Here is a 19,064-nt window from a genome sequence, read left to right on the forward strand (position 1 = left end):
TAGGCGTGCGTCCGGGCCCGCGATAGCCGTGGCTGAGAGTCCTGCGTCACATCTGGTCGCCCTCGCGCCGAAGACCGGCCCGCACCCGAACCAAACCTCCGATGCTCGCGGCGGCCGACACCGAACCATCCGGCCGCACGGCCACGAGATTAAGGCTCAAACGACCTCCGTCGGCTGACTGCGCCCGAACCCGCTGATATCTTTATTCACACGCCGGAAATGTGTGTGGATCGGGAGAGGCAGTAGCCGTGTGCGGTGGATCGCAGGAGTTCTAATGCGGTCGGTGCTTTTCTCGGCTCACCTGCGACGTTCGGGTCGGACCCGGCGGACTTCGGTGGGTAAATCTCTTTTCCTATTTCGGGTGCGGTGGTGCGAGTTCGGCGTCCGGCGAGTCCGCGCCGCGCGCGCCGCCCGTCAGGTGAGCTGAAGATTCGGATGGTTCCTCCACCCATGCACGTCAACCCGTGGATTCGCCGGTACCACCGCACGTCGCAGGCGGTCGCGCGCCTCGTGTGCTTCCCGCACGCCGGGGGAGCGGCGTCGAGGTACTTCTCCTGGTCCGCGGCGCTCAGCCCTGGGATCGACGTCCTCGCGGTCCAGTACCCCGGCAGGCAGGACCGCAGGGGCGAGCCGTTCGTCGAGGACATCGGGGTGCTCGCAGACCGGGTCCACGAGGCGCTCCGGGACGAGGACGACCTGCCGCTCGCGTTCTTCGGGCACAGCATGGGCGCCGTCGTCGCGTTCGAGGTCGCTCAGCGGGCCGAGGCGGACGGGCGCGAGCTGACGCGGTTGTTCGCGTCCGGCCGCCGCGCCCCGTCGAGCCACCGCGACGAGGCGGTGCACCTGCGCGACGACGAGGGGCTCGTGGCGCAGCTGCGCCTGCTGAGCGGCACGGATTCGGCGGTGCTCGACTTCAAGGGCATGGCGAGCCTGTTCCTGCCCGTGCTGCGCGCCGACCTCAGGGCTGTCGAGACCTACCGGGGTCGGACGGACGCGACCGTCCGGTGCCCCGTCACGGTCCTCGTCGGCGACGAGGACCCGCTGACCGGCATGGACGAGGCCGTCATGTGGTCCCGGCACACCACCGGCGCGTTCGACGTGCTGGCCTTCCAGGGCGGCCACTTCTACCTCGACGCACGGGAAGCCGAGGTGCTCGACGTGCTCGACCACCACTTCGACGCAGTTCGCGGAGCAGCAGGGGAGACGACCGCATGACCACTGTCGACCACGGTCCCGGCGGCCCGTCCGCGCGGACGCCCATCGGCAGACCCGCCGAGGAGGAGGTCGCGGCGCTCGTGCCCGGCGGACCGGACACGAGCGCCGCGTACCTCGTCCTGGTGCTCGGCGACCCGACCGCCGCGGTGGTCGACCAGGTCGCCGAGTACTTCGACGGGTACGGCGTCGCGGGCACGCGGTACGTGATCGGGGAGAGGGGCGCCGTCGTGCTCGTGCCCGACGGCGAGGACCTCCGCACGACCTGGCTCGTCGAGGAGTTCGGCGAGTGGCTCGACGGGCGGGCCTGGTGCGCCATGGCGAGCAGGCCGGGCACCGAGGTCCCGGCCGGGTACCGGGAAGCCGCGGACGTGCTGGACCTCGTCCTCGCGGCCGGGCGTTCCCCCGGCGTCTACGTCCTGGACGACGTGCTCGTGGAGTACGCGGTCACCCAGAACGACGCGGTGGCGAACAGCCTGGTGGCCATCATCGCGTCCCTGACCTCGTCGAGCAGCGTCTGGTACGAGACCCTCGCCGCGCTGATCAGGGCGGACTACAACCGCTCCCGCGCCGCCGCCGAGCTGCGCATCCACCGCAGCACGCTCGACTACCGGCTGCGCCGCATCGAGGAGCTGACCGGGTACGACCCGATGAGCAGCCGCGGGGTCCGGGTGCTCGGCGCGGCGATGACCGCGTACGCGCTCTCCGAAGCCGCCTAGGGCGGCGCGGGCCCGGTTTCCGTTCGACGGCTCGCGAACCGCGGCCCGGCCGCGTTCTGCCGGCACCGCAATACCGGTTCCGATCAGCGCTTGTGGTGATAAGGGAATCCCGTGAAGTAAATTCGGGCATCAACTCGCCACCTCTCGCGTCTCTTTTGGTGTTAGCTGACGGGTTATCTCGAATTCCGCATTCTGCGCATGGACGGACTTGCGCGACTTGTCATAGCGTCGAATTCACGGATCGGCCGTGCCGGATCCGTTCGGGCAGAGGGAGGAAATAGTGCCGATGAATTCCGGAAACGACCATGGTCAGGACTGGCAACGTCTGGTCCTGTCCCTCCTCGACGTTCGGGACGGACGTGGTTCGGTCGTCCTGCTGGAGGGTCCTCCCGGTATCGGCCGGAGCCGGATGATCGCCGACGCGCTCGCCGTCGCCGCCGAGCAGGGGATCCGGACCTGCTCGGCCCAGGCCGACGAGCTGACCCGCTGGACCCCGCTCGCACCCGTCGTCTCCGCCCTCGGCGAGACGATCTGGGCGCTGGCGGGCAGCCCGATGAAGCTGGCGGCGCAACTGCTGGGCAAGATCGAGGAACGCGCCGCGGCGGGACCGCTGGTGATCGCGCTGGACGACCTCCAGTGGGCCGACCAGATCACGCTGGCGGCGGTGCAGTCCTTCGTCGCGCACTTCCGCAACAGCCCGGTGGTGTGGCTGCTCGCCTGCCGGGACGGGGCCGGGGAGGCGATCACGGTCGGCAGGCTCTTCGACCGGCTGACCGCGCTGGGCGCCACCCGGCTGCGGCTGGAACCGCTGCCGGACGACGCCGTCGCGAGGATCGTCACCGACCACTTCGCCGCGCCCCCCGGTGACGACCTGGCCGAGCTGGCCGCCGGCGCGCGCGGCAACCCCGCCCTGCTGACGGAGCTGCTCGACGGCCTGCGCGCGGAGGACGCGGTGGAGGTCGGCGAGTCGGGGGCCCGGCTCACCACGCGCCGCCTGCCCCGCCACCTGACGTCGGCCGTCCGGACCAGGCTGGAGGGCTTCAGCACCGACACGATCGGCGTCCTGGAGATCGCCGCGATCCTCGGCAGGTCGTTCCGGCTCGCGGACGTGGCCGAGGTGCTCGGCCGGACGTCCGCCGACGTCCTGCGCGGCATCCGCGAGGTCCTGCGGGTCGGCCTGCTCGACTGCGACGAGCACGCGGACACCCTGTCGTTCAGCCACGACCTCGTCTGGCGGGCGGTGCACGAGACCATCGCCGCGCCGGTCGCCGCCGCGCTGCACCGCCAGGTCGGCCAGATGTTGTTGCAGCGCAACAACTCCGATCCGAAGGCGACGGCACACCTGGTGTCCGCCCTCGAAGAGGAGATGGCCAGGTACGAGACGGCGGGCGCGACCGGCGACGTGGCCAGGGTGCGCAGCGAACTCAGGGCGCTCGGCGTCCGCCGGAAGCACTGGACCCACGCCGAGCGCTCCGCCACCGGCTGGGACAGCCTCACCGAGACCGAGCGCCAGGTCACGGACCTCGTGGCCGAGGGGCTCACCAACCGGCAGATCGCCGCGCGGATGTTCGTCTCCCCGCACACGGTGCACGCCCACCTGGGGCGGATCTTCCGCAAGCTCGCGGTCAACTCGCGGGTCGAGCTGACCGGCCTCCGCTACCGAGTCGCCTGACTCCCCCTTACACCGATAGCAAGGAGTTGCAGTGCCCGACAGCCGGCTGGAAGTTCGGCGCGACTTCGTCACCGCGCCCTATGAGCTAGTGAGTGCGAAACACCAGCGCGACAGGTCGACCGTGACCGTCGGCGGGGTGCCGTTCGGCCCTGGCACGGTGACCCTGGTCGCGGGCCCGTGCGCCGTGGAGACGCCCGAGCAGACCATGGAGTCCGCGCTGATGGCGGCCGCCGCGGGTGCCGCCATGCTGAGGGGAGGGGCGTACAAGCCGCGCAGCTCCCCGTACTCCTTCCACGGCCTCGGCGAGGACGGGCTGAAGATCCTCAGCGACGTGCGGGACGAGACCGGTCTGCCGTTCGTCACCGAGGTGCTCGACACCCGTGACGTCGACCTCGTCGCGTCCCACGCCGACATGCTCCAGATCGGCACCCGCAACATGCAGAACTTCGCGCTGCTGCGGGCCGCGGGCGCGACCGGCCTGCCGGTGCTGCTCAAGCGGGGCATGAGCGCCACCGTCGAGGAGTGGCTGATGGCCGCGGAGTACGTCGCGGAACAGGGCAACCTCGACATCGTGCTGTGCGAGAGGGGGATCCGCACGTTCGAGAAGTCCACCCGCAACACGCTCGACATCAGCGCCGTGCCCATCGTGCAGCAGTTGACCCACCTCCCGGTGATCGTCGACCCCTCGCACTCCGGTGGCAGACGCGACCTGGTGTTCCCGTTGAGCAGGGCGGCGGTCGCGGTCGGCTCCGACGGGCTGATCGTCGACCTGCACCCCCGGCCCGAGGAAGCGCTGTGCGACGGACCGCAGGCCCTGGCACCGGAGGACATGGCGGAACTCGCCGGTCTGATGCGCGAGGTCCCGCTGCTCGCGGGCAGGCTCGTCGCCACCGCCCCGGCGGCGACCTCCAGCGGTGAGGGCTCCCGCCGATGACCCCCAGCGGAGTGGTGACCTGGCCGGACGAGCGGGCGGCGAGCTACCGGGCGCTCGGCCACTGGCGCGGCCGGGCGATCGGCTCGCTCGTCACGTCCTGGGCGGACTGCTACGGGTCCGACGTGGCCGTGGTCGACGAGCGCAGGAGCCTGACCTACCTCGACCTCGCCGCCGAGGTCGACGTGCTCGCGGAACGGTTGCTGGGCTTGGGTTTGCGCTCCGGTGACAGCATCGTCGTGCAGCTCCCGAACTGCGCCGAGTTCATCGTGCTGATGCTGGCCTGCACGCGGGTGGGCGTGGTGCCCACGATGATGCTGACCGCGCACCGCGAGCAGGAGCTGACCCACATCGCCCGGCACGTGGCGGCGAAGGCGGTCGTCGTGCCCGACCGGGTGCACGACTACGACCACCAGGCCCTGGCCCGGCGGGTCGCCTCGACCTGCGGCGGCGTCAAGCACGTCCTGGTGGCGGGCGACCACGTGGAGCCGGGCAACGTCGACCTGCGGGCGCTGGTCCGGCCCGACGCGGAGACGTGGGAGCGCAGGCGCAGGCTGGACGCGCTCGCCCCCGACCCGTCGAGCACGGCGCTGTTCCTGCTGTCCGGCGGCACGACCGGTGTGCCGAAGGTGATCCCCAGGACGCACAACGACTACGAGTACGGCGCGCGGCACAGCGCGCGGGTCTGCGGCTTCGACCGGAGCACCGCCTACCTGGTCGCGCTGCCCGCCGCGCACACCTTCCCGCTGGGCAGCCCCGGCCTCCTGGGCACGCTGATGAACGGCGGGCGGGTCGTCGTGGTGTCGTCCCCGCGACCCGAGGTCGCGTTCGAGGCGATAGCCACGCACCGGGTGACCGTCGCCGCGGCCGTGCCCGCCGTCGTGCAGCGGTGGCTCGAATCGTCCGAGTCGGCCGAGTGGGACCTGTCCAGCCTGCGGCTGCTCCAGGTCGGCGGGTCGCGGCTGTCGCGGGAGCTGGCGCTGCGCGTGGAGCCCGCACTGGGCTGCGCGCTGCAACAGGTCTACGGGATGTCCGAGGGGCTGCTGAACTTCACCCGGCTCGACGACCCGATCGAGGTCGTCGTCGCCACGCAGGGCCGTCCGATGAGCGCGGCCGACGAGATCCGCGTCGTCGACGAGCACGGGCGGCAGGTCGAGGACGGCGAGGCGGGCGAGCTGCTGGTGCGGGGCCCCACCACGATCCCCGGCTACTTCCGGGTCCCCGAGCACAACGCCGAGTGCTTCACCGTCGACGGCTGGTACCGCACCGGCGACGTCGTGCGGCGCCACCCGAGCGGCAACCTCGTGGTCGAGTCGCGGGTGAAGGACGTGATCAACCGCGGCGGCGAGAAGATCCACGCCGAGGAGGTCGAGGACGTCCTGAACCGGATGCCCCAGATCGCGCGGGCCGCCGCGGTGGCGGCACCCCACCGGGAACTCGGCGAGGTGGTCTGCGCCTGCGTGGTCCTGCGCGACGGCCGGACGCTCACCCTGGAGGAGGTCCGCGAGGTCTTCGCCGCCAGCGGTCTGGCCGCCTTCAAGTTCCCGGAACGGCTGGAGGTCGTGGACGAGATGCCGCTGACCCCCGTGGGGAAGATCCGCAAGCAGCGGCTCCGCGAGCTGGCCGCCGGGGTGCGGTCCGCCCGACAGGTGGAAGAGGTCGGGGCGTGACCCGCTACCACGAACCGGTTCCCGGCACGGCCGCGAACCGCTACCACGAGCTGGTGCTCGACGTCGCCACCGACCCGGTGGCCGTCGCGGCGCGGCTGGCCCGCTCGGGCGGCTTCGACCCGCACGTGGTCTACGAGGCCGGCGGCACCGCCACGTTCGCGGGCGGAGCCCTCGGCGAGGTCGTCGTGGACCGCCTCGGCGCCACCACGCGGTGGGACACCGAGCAGGAGAAGTGGCAGCCGCTGGACGTCCGGCCGCTCGACCTGGTCGAGGAGTTCCTGCGGGGCGTCCCGGTCGGCGACTGGCGGGCCTACGGCTACGCCGCCTTCGAACTGGGGCACCTCCAGTCGGGCCGGACGGACCTGGTCGGCGACGACGTGGTGCTGCACCTCGTCGTCCCGCACGTCGAGGTGAGGCTGGAGCGCGACCGGGCCGTGGTCCGGGCGACCGACCGGGACACCCTGGAGCGCGTCGCCGACCTCGTCCGCGCCGACGTGCCCGAGCCCGTCCACACCACCCGGCCGCTGACGTCGGACGACGACGGGGCGGAGTACCTCGACGCGGTGGCCTCGGCCGTGGAGGAGGTCCGCGCGCGGAAGCTGGACAAGGTCGTCGTGTCCCGCGTCGTCCCGGTCGACTTCGACGTCGACCTCGTCGGCACCTACGTGGTCGGCAGGCGGGCCAACACGCCCGCCCGGTCGTTCCTGCTGGACATGGGCGGCCTGGCCGCGACCGGGTTCAGCCCGGAGACGCTGCTGGAGGTCGAACCGGACGGCCGCGTCACCACCAGGCTGGTGGCGGGCACGTGCGCCCGCACCGGCGACGACGCGACCGACGCGCGGCTGCGCCACGACCTGCTCAACGACCCCAAGGAGGTCTTCGAGCACGCGATCTCCGTGCGCTCGGCGTGCGAGGACCTGGCGACGATCTGCCTGCCGGGGACCGCGCACGTCGAGGACTTCATGTCGGTGCGGCAGCGCGGCAGCGTGCAGCACCTCGACTCGACCATCACCGGGCGGCTCGACCTCGGACTGTCCTGTTGGGACGCGTTCGCCCGGCTGTTCCCGGCGGCGGCGGTCTCCGGCATCCCGAGGGACGCCGCGTACGAGGCCGTGCACCGGTTCGAGACCGAACCGAGGGGCCTGTACAGCGGAACGGTCTTCACCTGCGGCGCGCGGGGCGACCTCGACGCCGCGCTGGCGCTGCGCTCGCTGTTCCACAGCCGGGGCCGCACGTGGCTGCGCGCGGGCGCCGGGATCGTCTCGCGGTCCCGTCCGGAGCGGGAGCGCGAGGAGACCCGCGAGAAGCTCCGCACGATCTCGCGGCACCTGGTTCCGCTGACGCCGTACGAGGGAGGCACGTCATGACCGTCGTGAAGGCGCCGAACAGCGAGGCGCTGTCCGCGAGCGCGATCTCCGCGGTGTCGCACTGCATCACCACGATGCGCGCCGTGCGCCGCTTCCAGCGCGCCGACGTCGGACCGGAACTCGTGGACTTCGTGCTGCGGCACGCGATCCAGGCCGGGTCGGCGAAGAACCGCCAGCCGTGGCGGTTCGTGGTGGTCCGCGACCCGGCGCAGCGCACCAGGCTCGGCCAGTGGTACCAGCAGGGCTACCAGGACGTGCTCGCGTGGTCCCGCACCGAGGTGGTCCGCAACGACGCCGCACCCGACGAGGGGCGCGAGATGGCCGCGGCCGGCCAGTTGGCCGCGCACTTCGACGAGGTCCCGGTCGTGATCGTCGTGTGCTACCTGCCGACCCGGCGCAACCCGGCCGACTTCTTCAACGCCGCGTCGATCTACCCGGCCGTGCAGAACATGCTGCTCGCCGCCCGCGCCGTCGGGCTCGGGGCGACCCTGACCACGTTGCAGGCACTGGGCGGCATCACGCCCGAGGGCGACGCCGCCGGTCCGGTGTCGATCTACGACGAGCTCAGGCAGATCCTCGACATCCCGAGCGGGGTCGTGCCCGCCGCGCTGGTGCCGGTCGGCTGGCCGGTGGGGCGGTTCTCGGTCGGCAGGCGCACACCCGTGCCCGAGGTCGCCTACCGGGAGCGGTGGGGAGAGGCGTGGACCAGTGACTGACCAGCGGAAGAGACGCCCCGAGGAGGTTTGCCGTGCCGGTCATCACCGCGCCACACGAGTTCAACGTTGAGGATCTGTACATCGATCTCGAACACGTCGTCGGCCGTCGGCTCTACATGAAGTGCGAGGGCTTCAACTTCGCCGGGTCGATCAAGCTGAAGGCGGCGACCGAGATGGTCGACGCCGCGGAGCGGTCGGGCCTGCTCACGTCGAGCACGACGCTGGTGGAGTCCTCCTCCGGCAACCTCGGCGTGGCGCTGAGCATGATCGCCGCGAGCCGCGGGTACCGGTTCACCTGCGTCACCGACGTCCGGTGCAACCGGGCGGCGGTGCGGCTCATGGAGAGCTACGGGGCCGTGGTGCACGTGGTGACCGAGCCGGGCGCCGACGGCGGGTTCCTCGGCGCGCGGCTGGAGCACGTGCGGGACCTGTGCGCGCGGGACGAGCGGAACCTCTGGCTGAACCAGTACGCGAACCCCGGCAACTGGCGGGCGCACCACCGGACCACGGGCCCGGAGATCGTCAAGCAGTTCCCCGACGTCGAGGTGCTGTTCGTCGGGGCCGGGACCACCGGGACCCTGATGGGCTGCGCCAGGTACTTCCGCGACGAGGGGCTGCCGGTCACGGTGGTGGCGGTCGACGCGGTGGGATCGGTGACCTTCGGGACACCGCTGGCCCGCAGGCTGATCCCCGGCCTCGGCACGAGCACCCGGCCGGAGATCTTCGACCGGTCCTACGTGGACGACGTGGTGCACGTCGCCGAACCGGACTCCATCGCGATGTGCCAGGAGCTGGCGGCGCACGGGTTCCTGCTCGGCGGCTCGACCGGCACGGTGCTGGCGGGCGCGATGTCCTGGCTGGACGCCCACGAGGAGTCGCGCGGCGGCACCGCGGTGCTGATCTCGCCGGACCTCGGTGAGCGCTACCTGGACTCGATCTACGACGACAACTGGCTGCGGAGCAACTTCGACCCCGCTCCGCGGCCACCGGCAGGACGAACGAAGGGATACGCCGATGAGCGCGGTAGTCGATGAGCGCAAGGCCACCATCAAGAGACTGGCGTGCGCGGCCTTCGAGGTCGAACCGCACGAGCTGGACGACACGACGCTGTTCACCGATGACCTCGGCGTCGACTCGCTGAGCACGATCGACCTGCTGGCGAACCTGGAGACCGAGTTCGGCATCGCGATCGACCAGGACGAGCTGCCGCGCATGGTCGACCTCGACTCGGTCTACGAGGTCGTGGCGGAGTTCGCCGGGTGGTCGTCGACCGTGGACGAGAACGTCGCGGTGCGATGACCGCGCGGGTCGAGGAACGCCGCCGGGTGGTGGTGACCGGCATGGGCGTGGTGTCGAGCATCGGTGTGGGCGTCGACGCGTTCGCCGACGGCCTGCGCTCCGGTCGCAGCGGCGCCGGTCCGATCACCGCGTTCGACGCCTCGGGCTTCCCGTCCGACGTCGCCTGCGAGGTCACGGGGTTCGACCCCGACCGGTGGATCCGCACCGTCCCGGCGGCGAACCTCGGCCGGGCGAGCCGGTTCGCGGTCGCCGCCGCGCGGATGGCCGTGGAGGACGCGGGCGGCGACGCCTGCGCGCTGGGTGAACGTCGCGGCCTGGTGGTGATGGGCACGACCAGCGGCGAGTCGCAGGACGTCGACCGGCTGGCCGAGACCGCGGTCGTGGACGGCCCGGAGCGGATGGACCCGGACCTCGTCGACCGGGTGTCGGCCCAGAACCTGGCCCTGTCGATCGCCCGCGAGCTGCGGCTGTCCGATGTGGACGCCTACGTCATCGGGACGGCCTGCTCGGCGGGCAACTACGCCATCGGCGACGCGGTCGACGCGGTGCGGCTCGGCCAGGTGGACTTCGCGCTGTGCGGCGGCTCGGACGCGCTGAGCAGGCGGACGTTCGCGACCTTCCACCGGCTGGGGCTGGTCGCCCCGGACGTGTGCAGGCCGTTCGACCGCGACCGCAGGGGCATCCTCACCGGCGAGGGGTCGGCGGTGCTCGTGCTGGAGAGCCTGGACTCCGCGCTGGAGCGGGGCGCGACGATCCACGCCGAGGTGCTGGGCTACGGCCTGAACTGCGACGCCCGGCACCCGGTGTCCCCGTCGCGGTCCAGCGTCGCCAGGTGCGTGCAACTGGCGCTCGACGACGCGGGGGTGAAGCCCGACGAGGTCGACCTGATCTCCGCGCACGGCACCGGCACGAAGCTGAACGACGTGACGGAGTGCGAGGCGATCCGCGACGTCCACGGGGACGAGCCGCCGAGGACGGTGTCGATCAAGTCGATGCTCGGTCACACCATGGGCGCCGCCAGCGCGCTGGCGGCCGTCGCCAGCACGCTGGCGATCACGAGGGGGTTCATCCCCCCGACCACCAACCACCGGGTGACCGACCCCGCGTGCGGGGTCGACTGCGTGCCCAACCACGCGGTGGACGCGGATCTCCGGGTGGTGCAGAACAACGGCCTCGCCTTCGGCGGGGACAACGCGGTACTGGTGCTCGGCAAGCACGGGAGGACGGTCTGATGGCGGGCGCTGCGCCGGTGATCACGGGATGGTCGGCGGTGTCGCCGTTCGGCCACGGCCGCGAGGCCTACGCGGCGGGCGTGCGGTCGGGACGGCCGACGGCCGTCCCGGTCGACCCCGAGCGGTGGTCGGTGCCGGAGGACCGGGCGTGCCTGGTGCCCGACTTCGACGTGGAGGAACTCGTCGGCGGCAAGGGGCTCCGGCACCTCGACCGGGCGAGCGCGCTGGCGCTGGTCGCCGTCGGCGGACTGGTCGAGCAGGGCGTCGACACGGGGGAGCGCGCCGGTGTGGTGCTCGGCACCACGTCGGGCAGCGTCCAGACCGAGATGGACCACATGCGCGACTCGCTGGTGAAGAGCAGGCCGCACCTGCTGAACACCAAGACGTTGGCGAGCGGGTCGATGAACTGCGCGGCGGCCCAGTGCGCCATCCGCTACGGCATCACCGGACCGAACACCACCCTGGCCGGTGGTCGGAGCGCCGCGGTCCACGCGCTGCGCTACTCCGACAGGCTGCTCGCCGCGGGCCGGGCGGACTCGGTGATCGTCGGCGCGGTCGAGGAGTACTCGTCGGCGAGGGCCTGGCTCGCGCACCACGGCAGGGGCTCCGGGTCACCGCTGGGCGAGGGGGGCGCGTTCTTCCGGCTCGAACCGGGCTCCACGCACCGCGCGGCGCTGGCCGAGGTGCTGGGCGTCGAGACCAGGGTGTGCCTGGACGGCTCCGCCCGTCCGGCGCTGCACGACTGCGTGCGCGCGCTGCTGGACCGGGCGTCCGTGCCCGCGGCGGACGTGTGGGCCGTCGTGTCCACCACCGCGTCCGAGCCGGAGCGGGAGGCGCTGGCCGAGCTGTTCGACCTCAGGACGCTGACCCGCGTTCCCGGTGGCCACCAGATCGGCGACACCGGGGCGGCGTCCTCGGCGTTCGCCATCGCGTCCGTGCTCAGCATCGCCGAACGCCTGCCGGAGGCGGCGGGCCGACCGGTGGTGGTCGTGTCGGGCGATCCGCACGGCACCGTCGCCGCCGTCCTGCTGCGCCTGGCGGGTGAGCGCTGATGGCGGGCGTGGCGCTGGTGAGCGGCGGCTCGCGCGGCATCGGTCGGGCCTGCGTCCTGCGGCTCGCGGCCGACGGGTTCGACGTCGGGTTCTCCTACCGGTCGGACGAGGCGAGCGCGGTCGAGCTGGAGAAGGAGATCGGCGAACTCGGCGTGCGCGCGCTCGCCGCGAGGGTCGACGTCACCGACGCCGGGGCCGTCGCGGACTGGGTGGCGCGCACCGAGCGCGAACTCGGCCCGATCAGCGCGGCGGTCACGTCGGCGGGCATCGTCTCCGACGGCCTCGTGGTGTCGATGTCCTCGGCCAGGTGGGAGGACGTGCTGCGGACCAACCTGGACGGCGTCTTCCACGTCTGCCGGGCCGTGCTCTTCCCGATGGTGAAGCGGAGGTCCGGGTCGATCACCATGATCTCGTCCGTCTCCGGCGTGCACGGCAGGGCTGGGCAGGCCAACTACGCGGCGGCGAAGGCCGGGATCATCGGCTTCGCCAAGTCGCTGGCCAGGGAGGTCGGCCCCCGCGGCGTCCGGGCCAACGTCGTCGCGCCGGGACTGATCGACACCCGGATGACCGAGGACCTGTCCGAGGCGGTCCGGCGCGAGATGTCCGAGCGGATCGCGCTCGGACGGGCGGGCAGGCCGGAGGAGGTGGCGGACCTGGTGGCGTACCTGAGTTCCGACCGCGCAACGTACGTCACCGGCTCGGTCGTGGAGGTCCACGGTGGGTACGGTGCCTGAGCGGCGGGTCGTGGTCACCGGCTTCGGCGTGATCTCGGCCATCGGCAGCGGCCGGGAGGGCTTCCTCGCCGGCCTGCGGGCGGGCCGGGACGGCGCGGGACCGGTCACCGCCTTCGACACCGAGGGGTTCGCCCACGGACTGTCCTGCGAGGTCCCCGACTTCGCCGACGACGAGCGGTCCGAGTACGGCCGCGCCACGCGGATGGCCGCCGCGGCGGCCGGGATGGCCGTGCGGGACGCGGGCCTCGACCTGGAGCGGCTGCGCGGCGCCTCGGGCGTGATCGCGATCGGCACCACCGACGGCGACGCCCGCGACCTGGACGACCTGGCGGCCGTGGAGGTGGCGAAGGGCCTGGCCGACCTCGACCCGCTGCTGGCCGGACGAGCCCGGTTCAGCCGGATGCCGGTGGCCGTCGCCGACGAGCTGGGACTGGAGGACGTCGAGCTGATCACGCTGCCCGACGTCTGCGCCGCGGGCACCTACGCCATCGGCTACGGGCTGGACGCGATCCGGTCCGGGGACGCCGACTACGCGCTGTGCGGCGGCGCGGACGCCTTCTGCCGCCGGACGTTCGCCACGTTCTACCGGATGGGCGCGCTGTCCCGCGACGTGTGCAGGCCGTTCGACGTGGACCGCACGGGCGTCGTGTTCGGCGAGGGCGCCGCCGTGCTGGTGCTGGAACCGCTGGACACGGCGCTGGCCAGGGGAGCGGTCATCCACGCCGAGGTGCTCGACCACAACCTCAACTGCGACGCCTTCCACCCCACCAGGCCGGTGGGGGAGTCGGTCGCCGCGTGCATGAGCGGGGCGCTGGTCAACGCACGGGTCGCGCCGGGCGAGGTCGACCTGGTCTTCGCGCACGGCACCGGGACGCCGACCAACGACTCGATGGAGTCCGCGGCGCTCGCCGAGGTGTTCGGGAGCGGCGCGGTTCCGCCGGTGTCGGCCATCAAGTCGATGATCGGGCACACCATGGGCGCCGCGAGCGCCCACTCGTGCGTCGCCGCGCTGCTGGCGATGGAGCACGGCTTCCTGCCGCCCACCGCCAACCACCGCACCCCCGACCCGGAGTGCCCGGTGGACTGCGTGCCCAACGCGGCCAGGGAGGGCGAACCGCGAACGGTGCTGGTGAACGCCCTCGGCTTCGGCGGCTCCAACGCCGCCGTCGTCCTGCGGCGGTACCGGGACGAGGTGGTCCGGTGATCATCTCCGCGATGTCCGTGATCTCCCCGTTCGGCCTGGGGACCGGTGCGTTCGCCGACGGCGTGCTGGCGCGTGAACCCAGACTGTCCACTGTGGAGGATGATGTCCCGTTCGCCGTGCAGGGCGCGGTCGACGGGTTCGACGTCGGCGCGATCCTGGGCGAGACGAAGAACCTGGCCAACCTCGGGCGGGCGGCGGGCCTGGCCGTCGGCGCGGTCGCCCTGCTGCTGCGCGAGCACGACCTGGCCGAGTTCGAGCCCGCCGAACGGGCGCTGGTGCTCGGCGGCGGCCTGATCAGCTCGGACCGGGCGATGGGCATCATGCGCGAGTCGCTGACGAACCCGTATCCGTACCAGGTGAACACCAAGGCGTTCCCCAGCAGCGTGATGAACTACTCGGCCGCGCAGTGCGCGATCAGGTTCGGCCTCAAGGGGTCCAACTCGACGGTGACCACCGGCAGGACGACCGGCCTCTCGGTGCTGAACTACGCCAGGCGCCTGCACCGCGGGGGCCGGTCGCCGGTGGTGCTCGCCGGTGCCGTGGAGGACCTCAACCCCCGGCGCTCGTGGCTCGCCTGGCACGGCCTCGGCGCGCGCGACCCGCTCGGCGAGGGGTGCTGCGTGTTCCTGACCGAGTCCGAGGAGTCGGCGCTCGCGCACGGGAGGCGGCCCGTGGCCGAGGTGCTGGCGCTGGAGTTCGGCTACGCGCCCCGTCCGGAGGCCGCCGCGGGAGCGCTGGCCACCCGCGTCCGGCGGGCGCTGCACCGGGCGGGAGTGGCCGAGGGGGACGTGTGGGCGGCGGCGGTGTCCGGGTCGTCGTCCGCCGAACTCGCCGCCGTGGAGGCGGTGCTCGGCGCGGGAGCGCGGGTGCTGGAACCCGCGGGCCTGATCGGCGACACCGACGGGGCGTCGGCCGCGTTCCAGCTGAGCACCGCCATCGCCTGCGGGGCCGGGGGAGACGTCGCCGTCGTCACCTCGGTCGACGGCGACGGCCACGTCGGCTGCGGCGTGTTCCGCATCTTCGACCGATGACCAGTTCCGACAGCATGGAGACGAGCATGTCGCACGACCTGTCCTTTTCGGTGATCTCCGGCGCGCAGGTGGGCAAGGTCCTGCACGGGCAGGAGAAGCGCGTCGTCGAGCTGGTCGAGGCCGCGTACCTGGCGCACGGCGCCGGGCGGACGGTGAACCCGCCGTCGTACTTCCTGCGGTTCCCGGACCGGCCGACCGCGCGGATCATCGCGCTCCCCGCGTCCATCGGCGGCGACGTGAACGTCGACGGCCTGAAGTGGATCTCCAGCTTCCCGGAGAACGTGGCGAGCGGACTGCCGAGGGCCTCCGCCGTGCTGGTGCTCAACTCACCCGACACCGGGTACCCGTTCGCCTGCCTGGAGAGCTCCATCATCAGCGCCGTCCGCACGGCGGCGTCGGCCGCGCTCGCGGCGGACCGGCTGAGCCGGGGCCGGGTTCGGCCGTCACGGGTCGGCTTCATCGGCACCGGTCTCGTCGCCCGGTACGTCCACACCTACCTCACCGCGACCGGGTGGGACTTCGACGAGGTCGCCGTGCACGACCTGTCCAGCGAGCACGCCGAGGGCTTCGCGTCCTACGTGCGGGGCACCGGTGGCCGGGCGCGGGTGCGCGGCGGCGCGGAGGAGGTGGTCCGCGAGTCCGACCTGGTGGTGTTCGCGACCGTCGCGAGCGAGCCGCACGTGCACGACCCGGCGTGGTTCCGGCACAACCCGCTCGTGCTGAACGTGTCGCTGCGCGACCTGTCCCCCGAGGTGGTCCTGTCCTCGGTGAACGTCGTGGACGACGTGGAGCACTGCCTGAAGGCGAACACGTCCCCGCACCTGGCCGAGCAGGTGGTGGGCAACCGCGACTTCCTGCACGGCACCCTCCACGACGTCCTGACCGGCGCGGTGGAGGTGCCGACCGATCACCCGGTGGTGTTCTCCCCGTTCGGCCTCGGCGTGCTGGACCTCGCCGTGGGCAAGCACGTCCACGACGAGATCGCCGCGGCGGGCGAACTCCACGTCGTGCCGGACTTCTTCTCCGAGCTGCACCGCTACGGAACGCCGCGGTGACCGGTTTCGTCATCAGCGAGGTCGTCGCGAACGCCTCGGGACCGTCGACCGCCACGGTCGAGATCTCCGCCGACGAGCCCGTGCTGCGCGGCCACTACCCGCACCTCCCGATCTTCCCCGGAGTGGGCGTCGTCGAGTGCGTGCGCCGCGGCGCCCACCTCACCGCCCCCGAGGACGCCGGGCCCCTGCGGCTCGCCGCGCTGGAGTCGGTGCGCTGGCTCGCCCCGGTCTTCCCCGGCGACACCGTCCGCATCGCGCTGGACTGGCGCGGTGACGGCGCGGCGCGGTGGTGCACCGGGCACGTCAGCACCGACCGGGGGGCCGCCGCCGTGGTGCGGCTCCGCTTCCTCGCGGGGGAGTCGCGGTGATCGAGGTGACGGGCGTCCGCGCGCTGCTGCCGCACCGCTACCCCGTGCTGCTCGTCGACCGGGTGACCGAGGTGGTCGAGGGCGCCCGGCTGACGGCGGTGAAAGCGGTCACCTGCAACGAACCCTGGTACGCCGGACTGTCCGACGAGGACGACCACGCCTACCCGGAGGGGCTGCTGGTCGAGTCCTGGATGCAGGCGGCCGGGCTGCTGATCCGCCTGGGGCTCGGTCGGGTCGCCGCGCCGGGCGAGGTGATGCTGGCCGGGAAGCTGACCGACGTCGAGTTCCACCACCGGGTCCTGCCCGGCGACGTGCTCAGGCACGACGTCCGCCTGGTCAAGGACCTGGTCCACACCGTGGCCGTGGAGGGGGAGAGCCTGGTCGACGGCACGCCGGTGCTGTCGGTGTCCAGGGCGCTGCTCGCCTTCCGGCCTGAAGGAGCCGTTCAGTGATCATCCGTGACCTGACGTTCGCCAGCGGCGAGCTGATCATGCGGGGCACGCTCCACCTCCCGACCGGACCGTCCGGCCTGCCCGGTCTCGTGCTGGTGCACGGCTCCGGTCCGGGGCGGGCCTCGGGGCTCCGCGACGAGGCCGAGGCGTTCGCGGCGGCGGGCATCGCCGTGCTCGCCTACGACAAGCGGACGACGGGCTACTCGTCCACCGGCCGCGACTACTCGCTGCTGGCCGACGACGCGCTCGCCGCCGTGCGCGCGCTGCGCGCCCAACCCGAGGTCGACCCGGACAGGGTCGGCCTGTGGGGGTTCTCCGAGGGCGGCTGGGTGGCGCCGCTGGCCGCGACCCGGTCGGCGGACGTGGCGTTCGTGGTGACGCTCGGCGCGAACGGCCTCACGCCGAGCAGGCAGCAGGCCTGGGCCACCGCCGCGCACCTGCGGCGGCAGGGCGTCACCGGGTCGATGGTCGACGCGGTCGCCGACACCGGTATGCGCCAGCTCGTCGCGGGTGGGCTGTTCCCCGAGGCGCACTACGACACGGTGCCCGTGCTGGAGCGGGTGCGGCAGCCGGTGCTGGCGATCTGGGGCGAGCTGGACCGCCTCACCCCGCCGGGGGAGAGCCTGGAGATCTTCCGACGGGCCTTCGAGCGCGGCGGCAACGAGCGGTGCGCCCTCCGGACCCTGCCGGGCGCCGACCACGCCGCGCGCCGCACCACCGACGGCTACGACCGGCTGCCCGAGTTCGCCCCCGGCTACCTCGACCTGGTCACCTCGTGGGTCGTCTACGGCCCCACCGGCGCCACGACCGACGCGCCCGCGCACCAGGACGCGCGGAGCAGGCCGCTCGCCCGCGTCGCCTGGTGGGAGTCCGGCCCGGTCCAGATCGGCGCGCTGGTGGTGTTCGTGGTCGCGTTCGCCGTCGGCGGCGTTCGCGGGCCCGTCCGCTGGGGGTCGAGGTTCGGCCTCGCCGCCGTGCTCGGCTGGGTCGGCTACTTCTTCCGGCTGACCACCACCGAGAACCCCTCGGTGGGTCCGGTCGTCGGCGGCCGGTCCGTGCCCTGGCTGGTGCTGCAACTGCTGTCGGCCGGTGTGCCCGCGGCGACGGTGCTGGCCGTGCTCCGCTCCAGGGGGACGCGGACGGGTGTGCGTGTTCGGGTGCTGACCGCCGTCGGCGCGGTGTTCGTGCCGTGGGCGGCGTACTGGGGTCTGCTCAAGCCCTGACCCGTGGTGATCCCGTCCCCGACGGCGGTTCGTCGCCGTCGGGGACGGGGAACACCGGTGGCCTCGACCGCCCGGCTGCTCGCCGCGCACGAGGACACCGTGCGCGACGTCATCCACGCCTTCGACGAGCGGGGGCAGGCCCGCCCGACGGCCACCGCCCGGCCCACGGAGCCGGGCGGGCCCTTCACCCTGCCTCGCCGCGCTGACGTCGATCCGGGCCGCCAGACCTGATGGCGCCCCGATCCCCGTGATCGTGGACGACCTGTCGGCGAGCAGGACACCGGAGATCCGCGCCTGGACAACCCGGCCGACCTCAGCGGTCGACGCACCACGGGTCGTGGCCGTTGAGCGGTCGGTGGTCGGCACGGGGGTCAGCCGCCGATCGCGGCGAACGTGAGGGCCAGGAGCACCACGGCGGACAGCAGCAGGCTGGTCTGCGGTTGGTGCGGCAGGGCTCGGGTGCGCGGTCGGCGGGTGTCGGCTGGTGCGAACCAGGTGCGGAGTCCGTTCAGCAGCGCGGGCATGGTGGGCAGCGCCCCGGCCACCGCCACCGCCACCACCACGGCCGTCGAGCGGCCCGCGATGGACGTGAACGCCTGGCTGATCGCGATGTGCAGGACCGCCATCGACACGACGCCCGCGGCGCAGCACACGAGGACGGACTGGCCGGTCGTGGTCCTGGTGGTGTCGACGGCGTGGGCGCCGGGCCTGCGGGCCAGCTTGGCCTGCTTCTCGCTCTCCCGCCGCAGGCGGAACACGGAGTTGTCGATCCCGACCGCCGTGCCGATCCCCAGCATCACCAGGGCCCCCGCGGTCGCGGACGGCACCACCAGCGACAGCACCGCCGACAGCCCCACCGCCGATCTGACCGCGGTCAACCCGGCGTGCGAGGGCGTCCCGGCCGTGATCACGGCCCCGAACGCGCACAGGACGATCGCCAGACAGCCTGGTGTGTCGAGGAGTGCGGTGTTCATCCCGACCTTCCGTTCGACGGGTGCGTTTGCCTGGTCCCATGGTGGTCCCGCGCCCCCCTCGGGTCAGTGGGGAACGCACCCGCATCCCGGTAGGGCTGTCCCTACGCCTGTTCCGGTGCGGCGGACAAGCGGAACGGCCGGGAGGGGTGCACC

Annotated in this window: 20 protein-coding genes; 19 read left to right on the forward strand and 1 reads right to left on the reverse strand. The window is 72.8% G+C overall.

The window, feature by feature from the left end:
* Positions 1 to 450 precede the first annotated feature (450 nt).
* The 19 genes from VFZ92_RS01825 (at position 451) to VFZ92_RS01915 (ending at position 18,168) form a co-directional block, all read left to right on the forward strand.
* On the forward strand, positions 451 to 1,215 hold the full coding sequence (locus tag VFZ92_RS01825) for a thioesterase II family protein (protein WP_330873880.1): 765 nt from the start codon (positions 451 to 453) through the stop codon (positions 1,213 to 1,215).
* Positions 1,212 to 1,931: a helix-turn-helix domain-containing protein gene (locus VFZ92_RS01830; protein WP_330873881.1), complete on the forward strand. Its 720-nt coding sequence runs from the start codon at positions 1,212 to 1,214 to the stop codon at positions 1,929 to 1,931. Before VFZ92_RS01825 ends, VFZ92_RS01830 begins: the two co-directional genes overlap by 4 nt.
* 286 nt (positions 1,932 to 2,217) lie before the next feature.
* Complete coding sequence (locus VFZ92_RS01835; protein WP_330873882.1) at positions 2,218 to 3,603, forward strand: helix-turn-helix transcriptional regulator; 1,386 nt, start codon at positions 2,218 to 2,220, stop codon at positions 3,601 to 3,603.
* 31 nt (positions 3,604 to 3,634) lie between these two features.
* Entirely contained in the window at positions 3,635 to 4,537 is a 903-nt protein-coding gene (gene aroF / locus VFZ92_RS01840; protein WP_330873883.1) for a 3-deoxy-7-phosphoheptulonate synthase, read from the forward strand.
* On the forward strand, positions 4,534 to 6,204 hold the full coding sequence (locus VFZ92_RS01845; protein WP_330873884.1) for a (2,3-dihydroxybenzoyl)adenylate synthase: 1,671 nt from the start codon (positions 4,534 to 4,536) through the stop codon (positions 6,202 to 6,204). The genes aroF and VFZ92_RS01845 overlap by 4 nt, the downstream gene beginning before the upstream one ends.
* A complete protein-coding gene (locus tag VFZ92_RS01850; protein ID WP_330873885.1) occupies positions 6,201 to 7,571 on the forward strand; it encodes a salicylate synthase in 1,371 nt (456 codons plus the stop codon). The genes VFZ92_RS01845 and VFZ92_RS01850 overlap by 4 nt, the downstream gene beginning before the upstream one ends.
* The gene (locus VFZ92_RS01855) at positions 7,568 to 8,287 is read left to right on the forward strand and encodes a nitroreductase family protein (protein ID WP_330873886.1); all 720 of its coding nucleotides are present in this window, start codon (positions 7,568 to 7,570) and stop codon (positions 8,285 to 8,287) included. The genes VFZ92_RS01850 and VFZ92_RS01855 overlap by 4 nt, the downstream gene beginning before the upstream one ends.
* Before the next feature lie 32 nt (positions 8,288 to 8,319).
* Entirely contained in the window at positions 8,320 to 9,321 is a 1,002-nt protein-coding gene (gene sbnA, locus VFZ92_RS01860; RefSeq protein ID WP_330873887.1) for a 2,3-diaminopropionate biosynthesis protein SbnA, read from the forward strand.
* Positions 9,302 to 9,586 (forward strand): acyl carrier protein, encoded by a 285-nt coding sequence (locus tag VFZ92_RS01865; RefSeq protein WP_330873888.1) that lies wholly within the window; start codon positions 9,302 to 9,304, stop codon positions 9,584 to 9,586. The genes sbnA and VFZ92_RS01865 overlap by 20 nt, the downstream gene beginning before the upstream one ends.
* Complete coding sequence (locus VFZ92_RS01870) at positions 9,583 to 10,818, forward strand: beta-ketoacyl-[acyl-carrier-protein] synthase family protein (RefSeq protein ID WP_330873889.1); 1,236 nt, start codon at positions 9,583 to 9,585, stop codon at positions 10,816 to 10,818. The genes VFZ92_RS01865 and VFZ92_RS01870 overlap by 4 nt, the downstream gene beginning before the upstream one ends.
* Positions 10,818 to 11,870, forward strand: a complete 1,053-nt coding sequence (locus tag VFZ92_RS01875; protein ID WP_330873890.1) for a beta-ketoacyl synthase N-terminal-like domain-containing protein — start codon at positions 10,818 to 10,820, stop codon at positions 11,868 to 11,870. Before VFZ92_RS01870 ends, VFZ92_RS01875 begins: the two co-directional genes overlap by 1 nt.
* Entirely contained in the window at positions 11,870 to 12,604 is a 735-nt protein-coding gene (gene fabG / locus VFZ92_RS01880) for a 3-oxoacyl-ACP reductase FabG (protein WP_330873891.1), read from the forward strand. Before VFZ92_RS01875 ends, fabG begins: the two co-directional genes overlap by 1 nt.
* On the forward strand, positions 12,588 to 13,808 hold the full coding sequence (locus tag VFZ92_RS01885) for a beta-ketoacyl-[acyl-carrier-protein] synthase family protein (protein WP_330873892.1): 1,221 nt from the start codon (positions 12,588 to 12,590) through the stop codon (positions 13,806 to 13,808). Before fabG ends, VFZ92_RS01885 begins: the two co-directional genes overlap by 17 nt.
* Entirely contained in the window at positions 13,805 to 14,839 is a 1,035-nt protein-coding gene (locus VFZ92_RS01890) for a beta-ketoacyl synthase N-terminal-like domain-containing protein (protein WP_330873893.1), read from the forward strand. The genes VFZ92_RS01885 and VFZ92_RS01890 overlap by 4 nt, the downstream gene beginning before the upstream one ends.
* On the forward strand, positions 14,836 to 15,894 hold the full coding sequence (gene sbnB / locus VFZ92_RS01895) for a 2,3-diaminopropionate biosynthesis protein SbnB (RefSeq protein ID WP_330873894.1): 1,059 nt from the start codon (positions 14,836 to 14,838) through the stop codon (positions 15,892 to 15,894). Before VFZ92_RS01890 ends, sbnB begins: the two co-directional genes overlap by 4 nt.
* Entirely contained in the window at positions 15,891 to 16,262 is a 372-nt protein-coding gene (locus tag VFZ92_RS01900; RefSeq protein WP_330873895.1) for a hypothetical protein, read from the forward strand. The genes sbnB and VFZ92_RS01900 overlap by 4 nt, the downstream gene beginning before the upstream one ends.
* The gene (locus tag VFZ92_RS01905; protein WP_330873896.1) at positions 16,259 to 16,714 is read left to right on the forward strand and encodes a 3-hydroxyacyl-ACP dehydratase; all 456 of its coding nucleotides are present in this window, start codon (positions 16,259 to 16,261) and stop codon (positions 16,712 to 16,714) included. Before VFZ92_RS01900 ends, VFZ92_RS01905 begins: the two co-directional genes overlap by 4 nt.
* Complete coding sequence (locus tag VFZ92_RS01910; protein ID WP_330873897.1) at positions 16,711 to 17,937, forward strand: alpha/beta hydrolase family protein; 1,227 nt, start codon at positions 16,711 to 16,713, stop codon at positions 17,935 to 17,937. The genes VFZ92_RS01905 and VFZ92_RS01910 overlap by 4 nt, the downstream gene beginning before the upstream one ends.
* A gap of 57 nt (positions 17,938 to 17,994) precedes the next feature.
* Complete coding sequence (locus tag VFZ92_RS01915) at positions 17,995 to 18,168, forward strand: hypothetical protein (RefSeq protein ID WP_330873898.1); 174 nt, start codon at positions 17,995 to 17,997, stop codon at positions 18,166 to 18,168.
* 140 nt (positions 18,169 to 18,308) lie between these two features.
* Here the strand turns inward: VFZ92_RS01915 and VFZ92_RS01920 are convergent, their stop codons facing one another.
* Positions 18,309 to 18,911, reverse strand: coding sequence for a hypothetical protein (locus VFZ92_RS01920; RefSeq protein ID WP_330873899.1), 603 nt, complete (start codon positions 18,909 to 18,911; stop codon positions 18,309 to 18,311).
* Between the last annotated feature and the right edge of the window lie 153 nt (positions 18,912 to 19,064).

The sequence above is a fragment of the Umezawaea sp. genome, assembly GCF_036375055.1.
Lineage (GTDB): Bacteria > Actinomycetota > Actinomycetes > Mycobacteriales > Pseudonocardiaceae > Umezawaea.

Coding starts and splice junctions, on each gene's coding strand:
- VFZ92_RS01825 (WP_330873880.1), top strand. CDS start 451: ATGCACGTCAACCCGTGGATTCGCCGGTACCACCGCACGTCGCAGGCG.
- VFZ92_RS01830 (WP_330873881.1), top strand. CDS start 1,212: ATGACCACTGTCGACCACGGTCCCGGCGGCCCGTCCGCGCGGACGCCC.
- VFZ92_RS01835 (WP_330873882.1), top strand. CDS start 2,218: ATGAATTCCGGAAACGACCATGGTCAGGACTGGCAACGTCTGGTCCTG.
- VFZ92_RS01845 (WP_330873884.1), top strand. CDS start 4,534: ATGACCCCCAGCGGAGTGGTGACCTGGCCGGACGAGCGGGCGGCGAGC.
- VFZ92_RS01855 (WP_330873886.1), top strand. CDS start 7,568: ATGACCGTCGTGAAGGCGCCGAACAGCGAGGCGCTGTCCGCGAGCGCG.
- VFZ92_RS01865 (WP_330873888.1), top strand. CDS start 9,302: ATGAGCGCGGTAGTCGATGAGCGCAAGGCCACCATCAAGAGACTGGCG.
- VFZ92_RS01870 (WP_330873889.1), top strand. CDS start 9,583: ATGACCGCGCGGGTCGAGGAACGCCGCCGGGTGGTGGTGACCGGCATG.
- VFZ92_RS01875 (WP_330873890.1), top strand. CDS start 10,818: ATGGCGGGCGCTGCGCCGGTGATCACGGGATGGTCGGCGGTGTCGCCG.
- fabG (WP_330873891.1), top strand. CDS start 11,870: ATGGCGGGCGTGGCGCTGGTGAGCGGCGGCTCGCGCGGCATCGGTCGG.
- sbnB (WP_330873894.1), top strand. CDS start 14,836: ATGACCAGTTCCGACAGCATGGAGACGAGCATGTCGCACGACCTGTCC.
- VFZ92_RS01920 (WP_330873899.1), bottom strand. CDS start 18,911: ATGAACACCGCACTCCTCGACACACCAGGCTGTCTGGCGATCGTCCTG.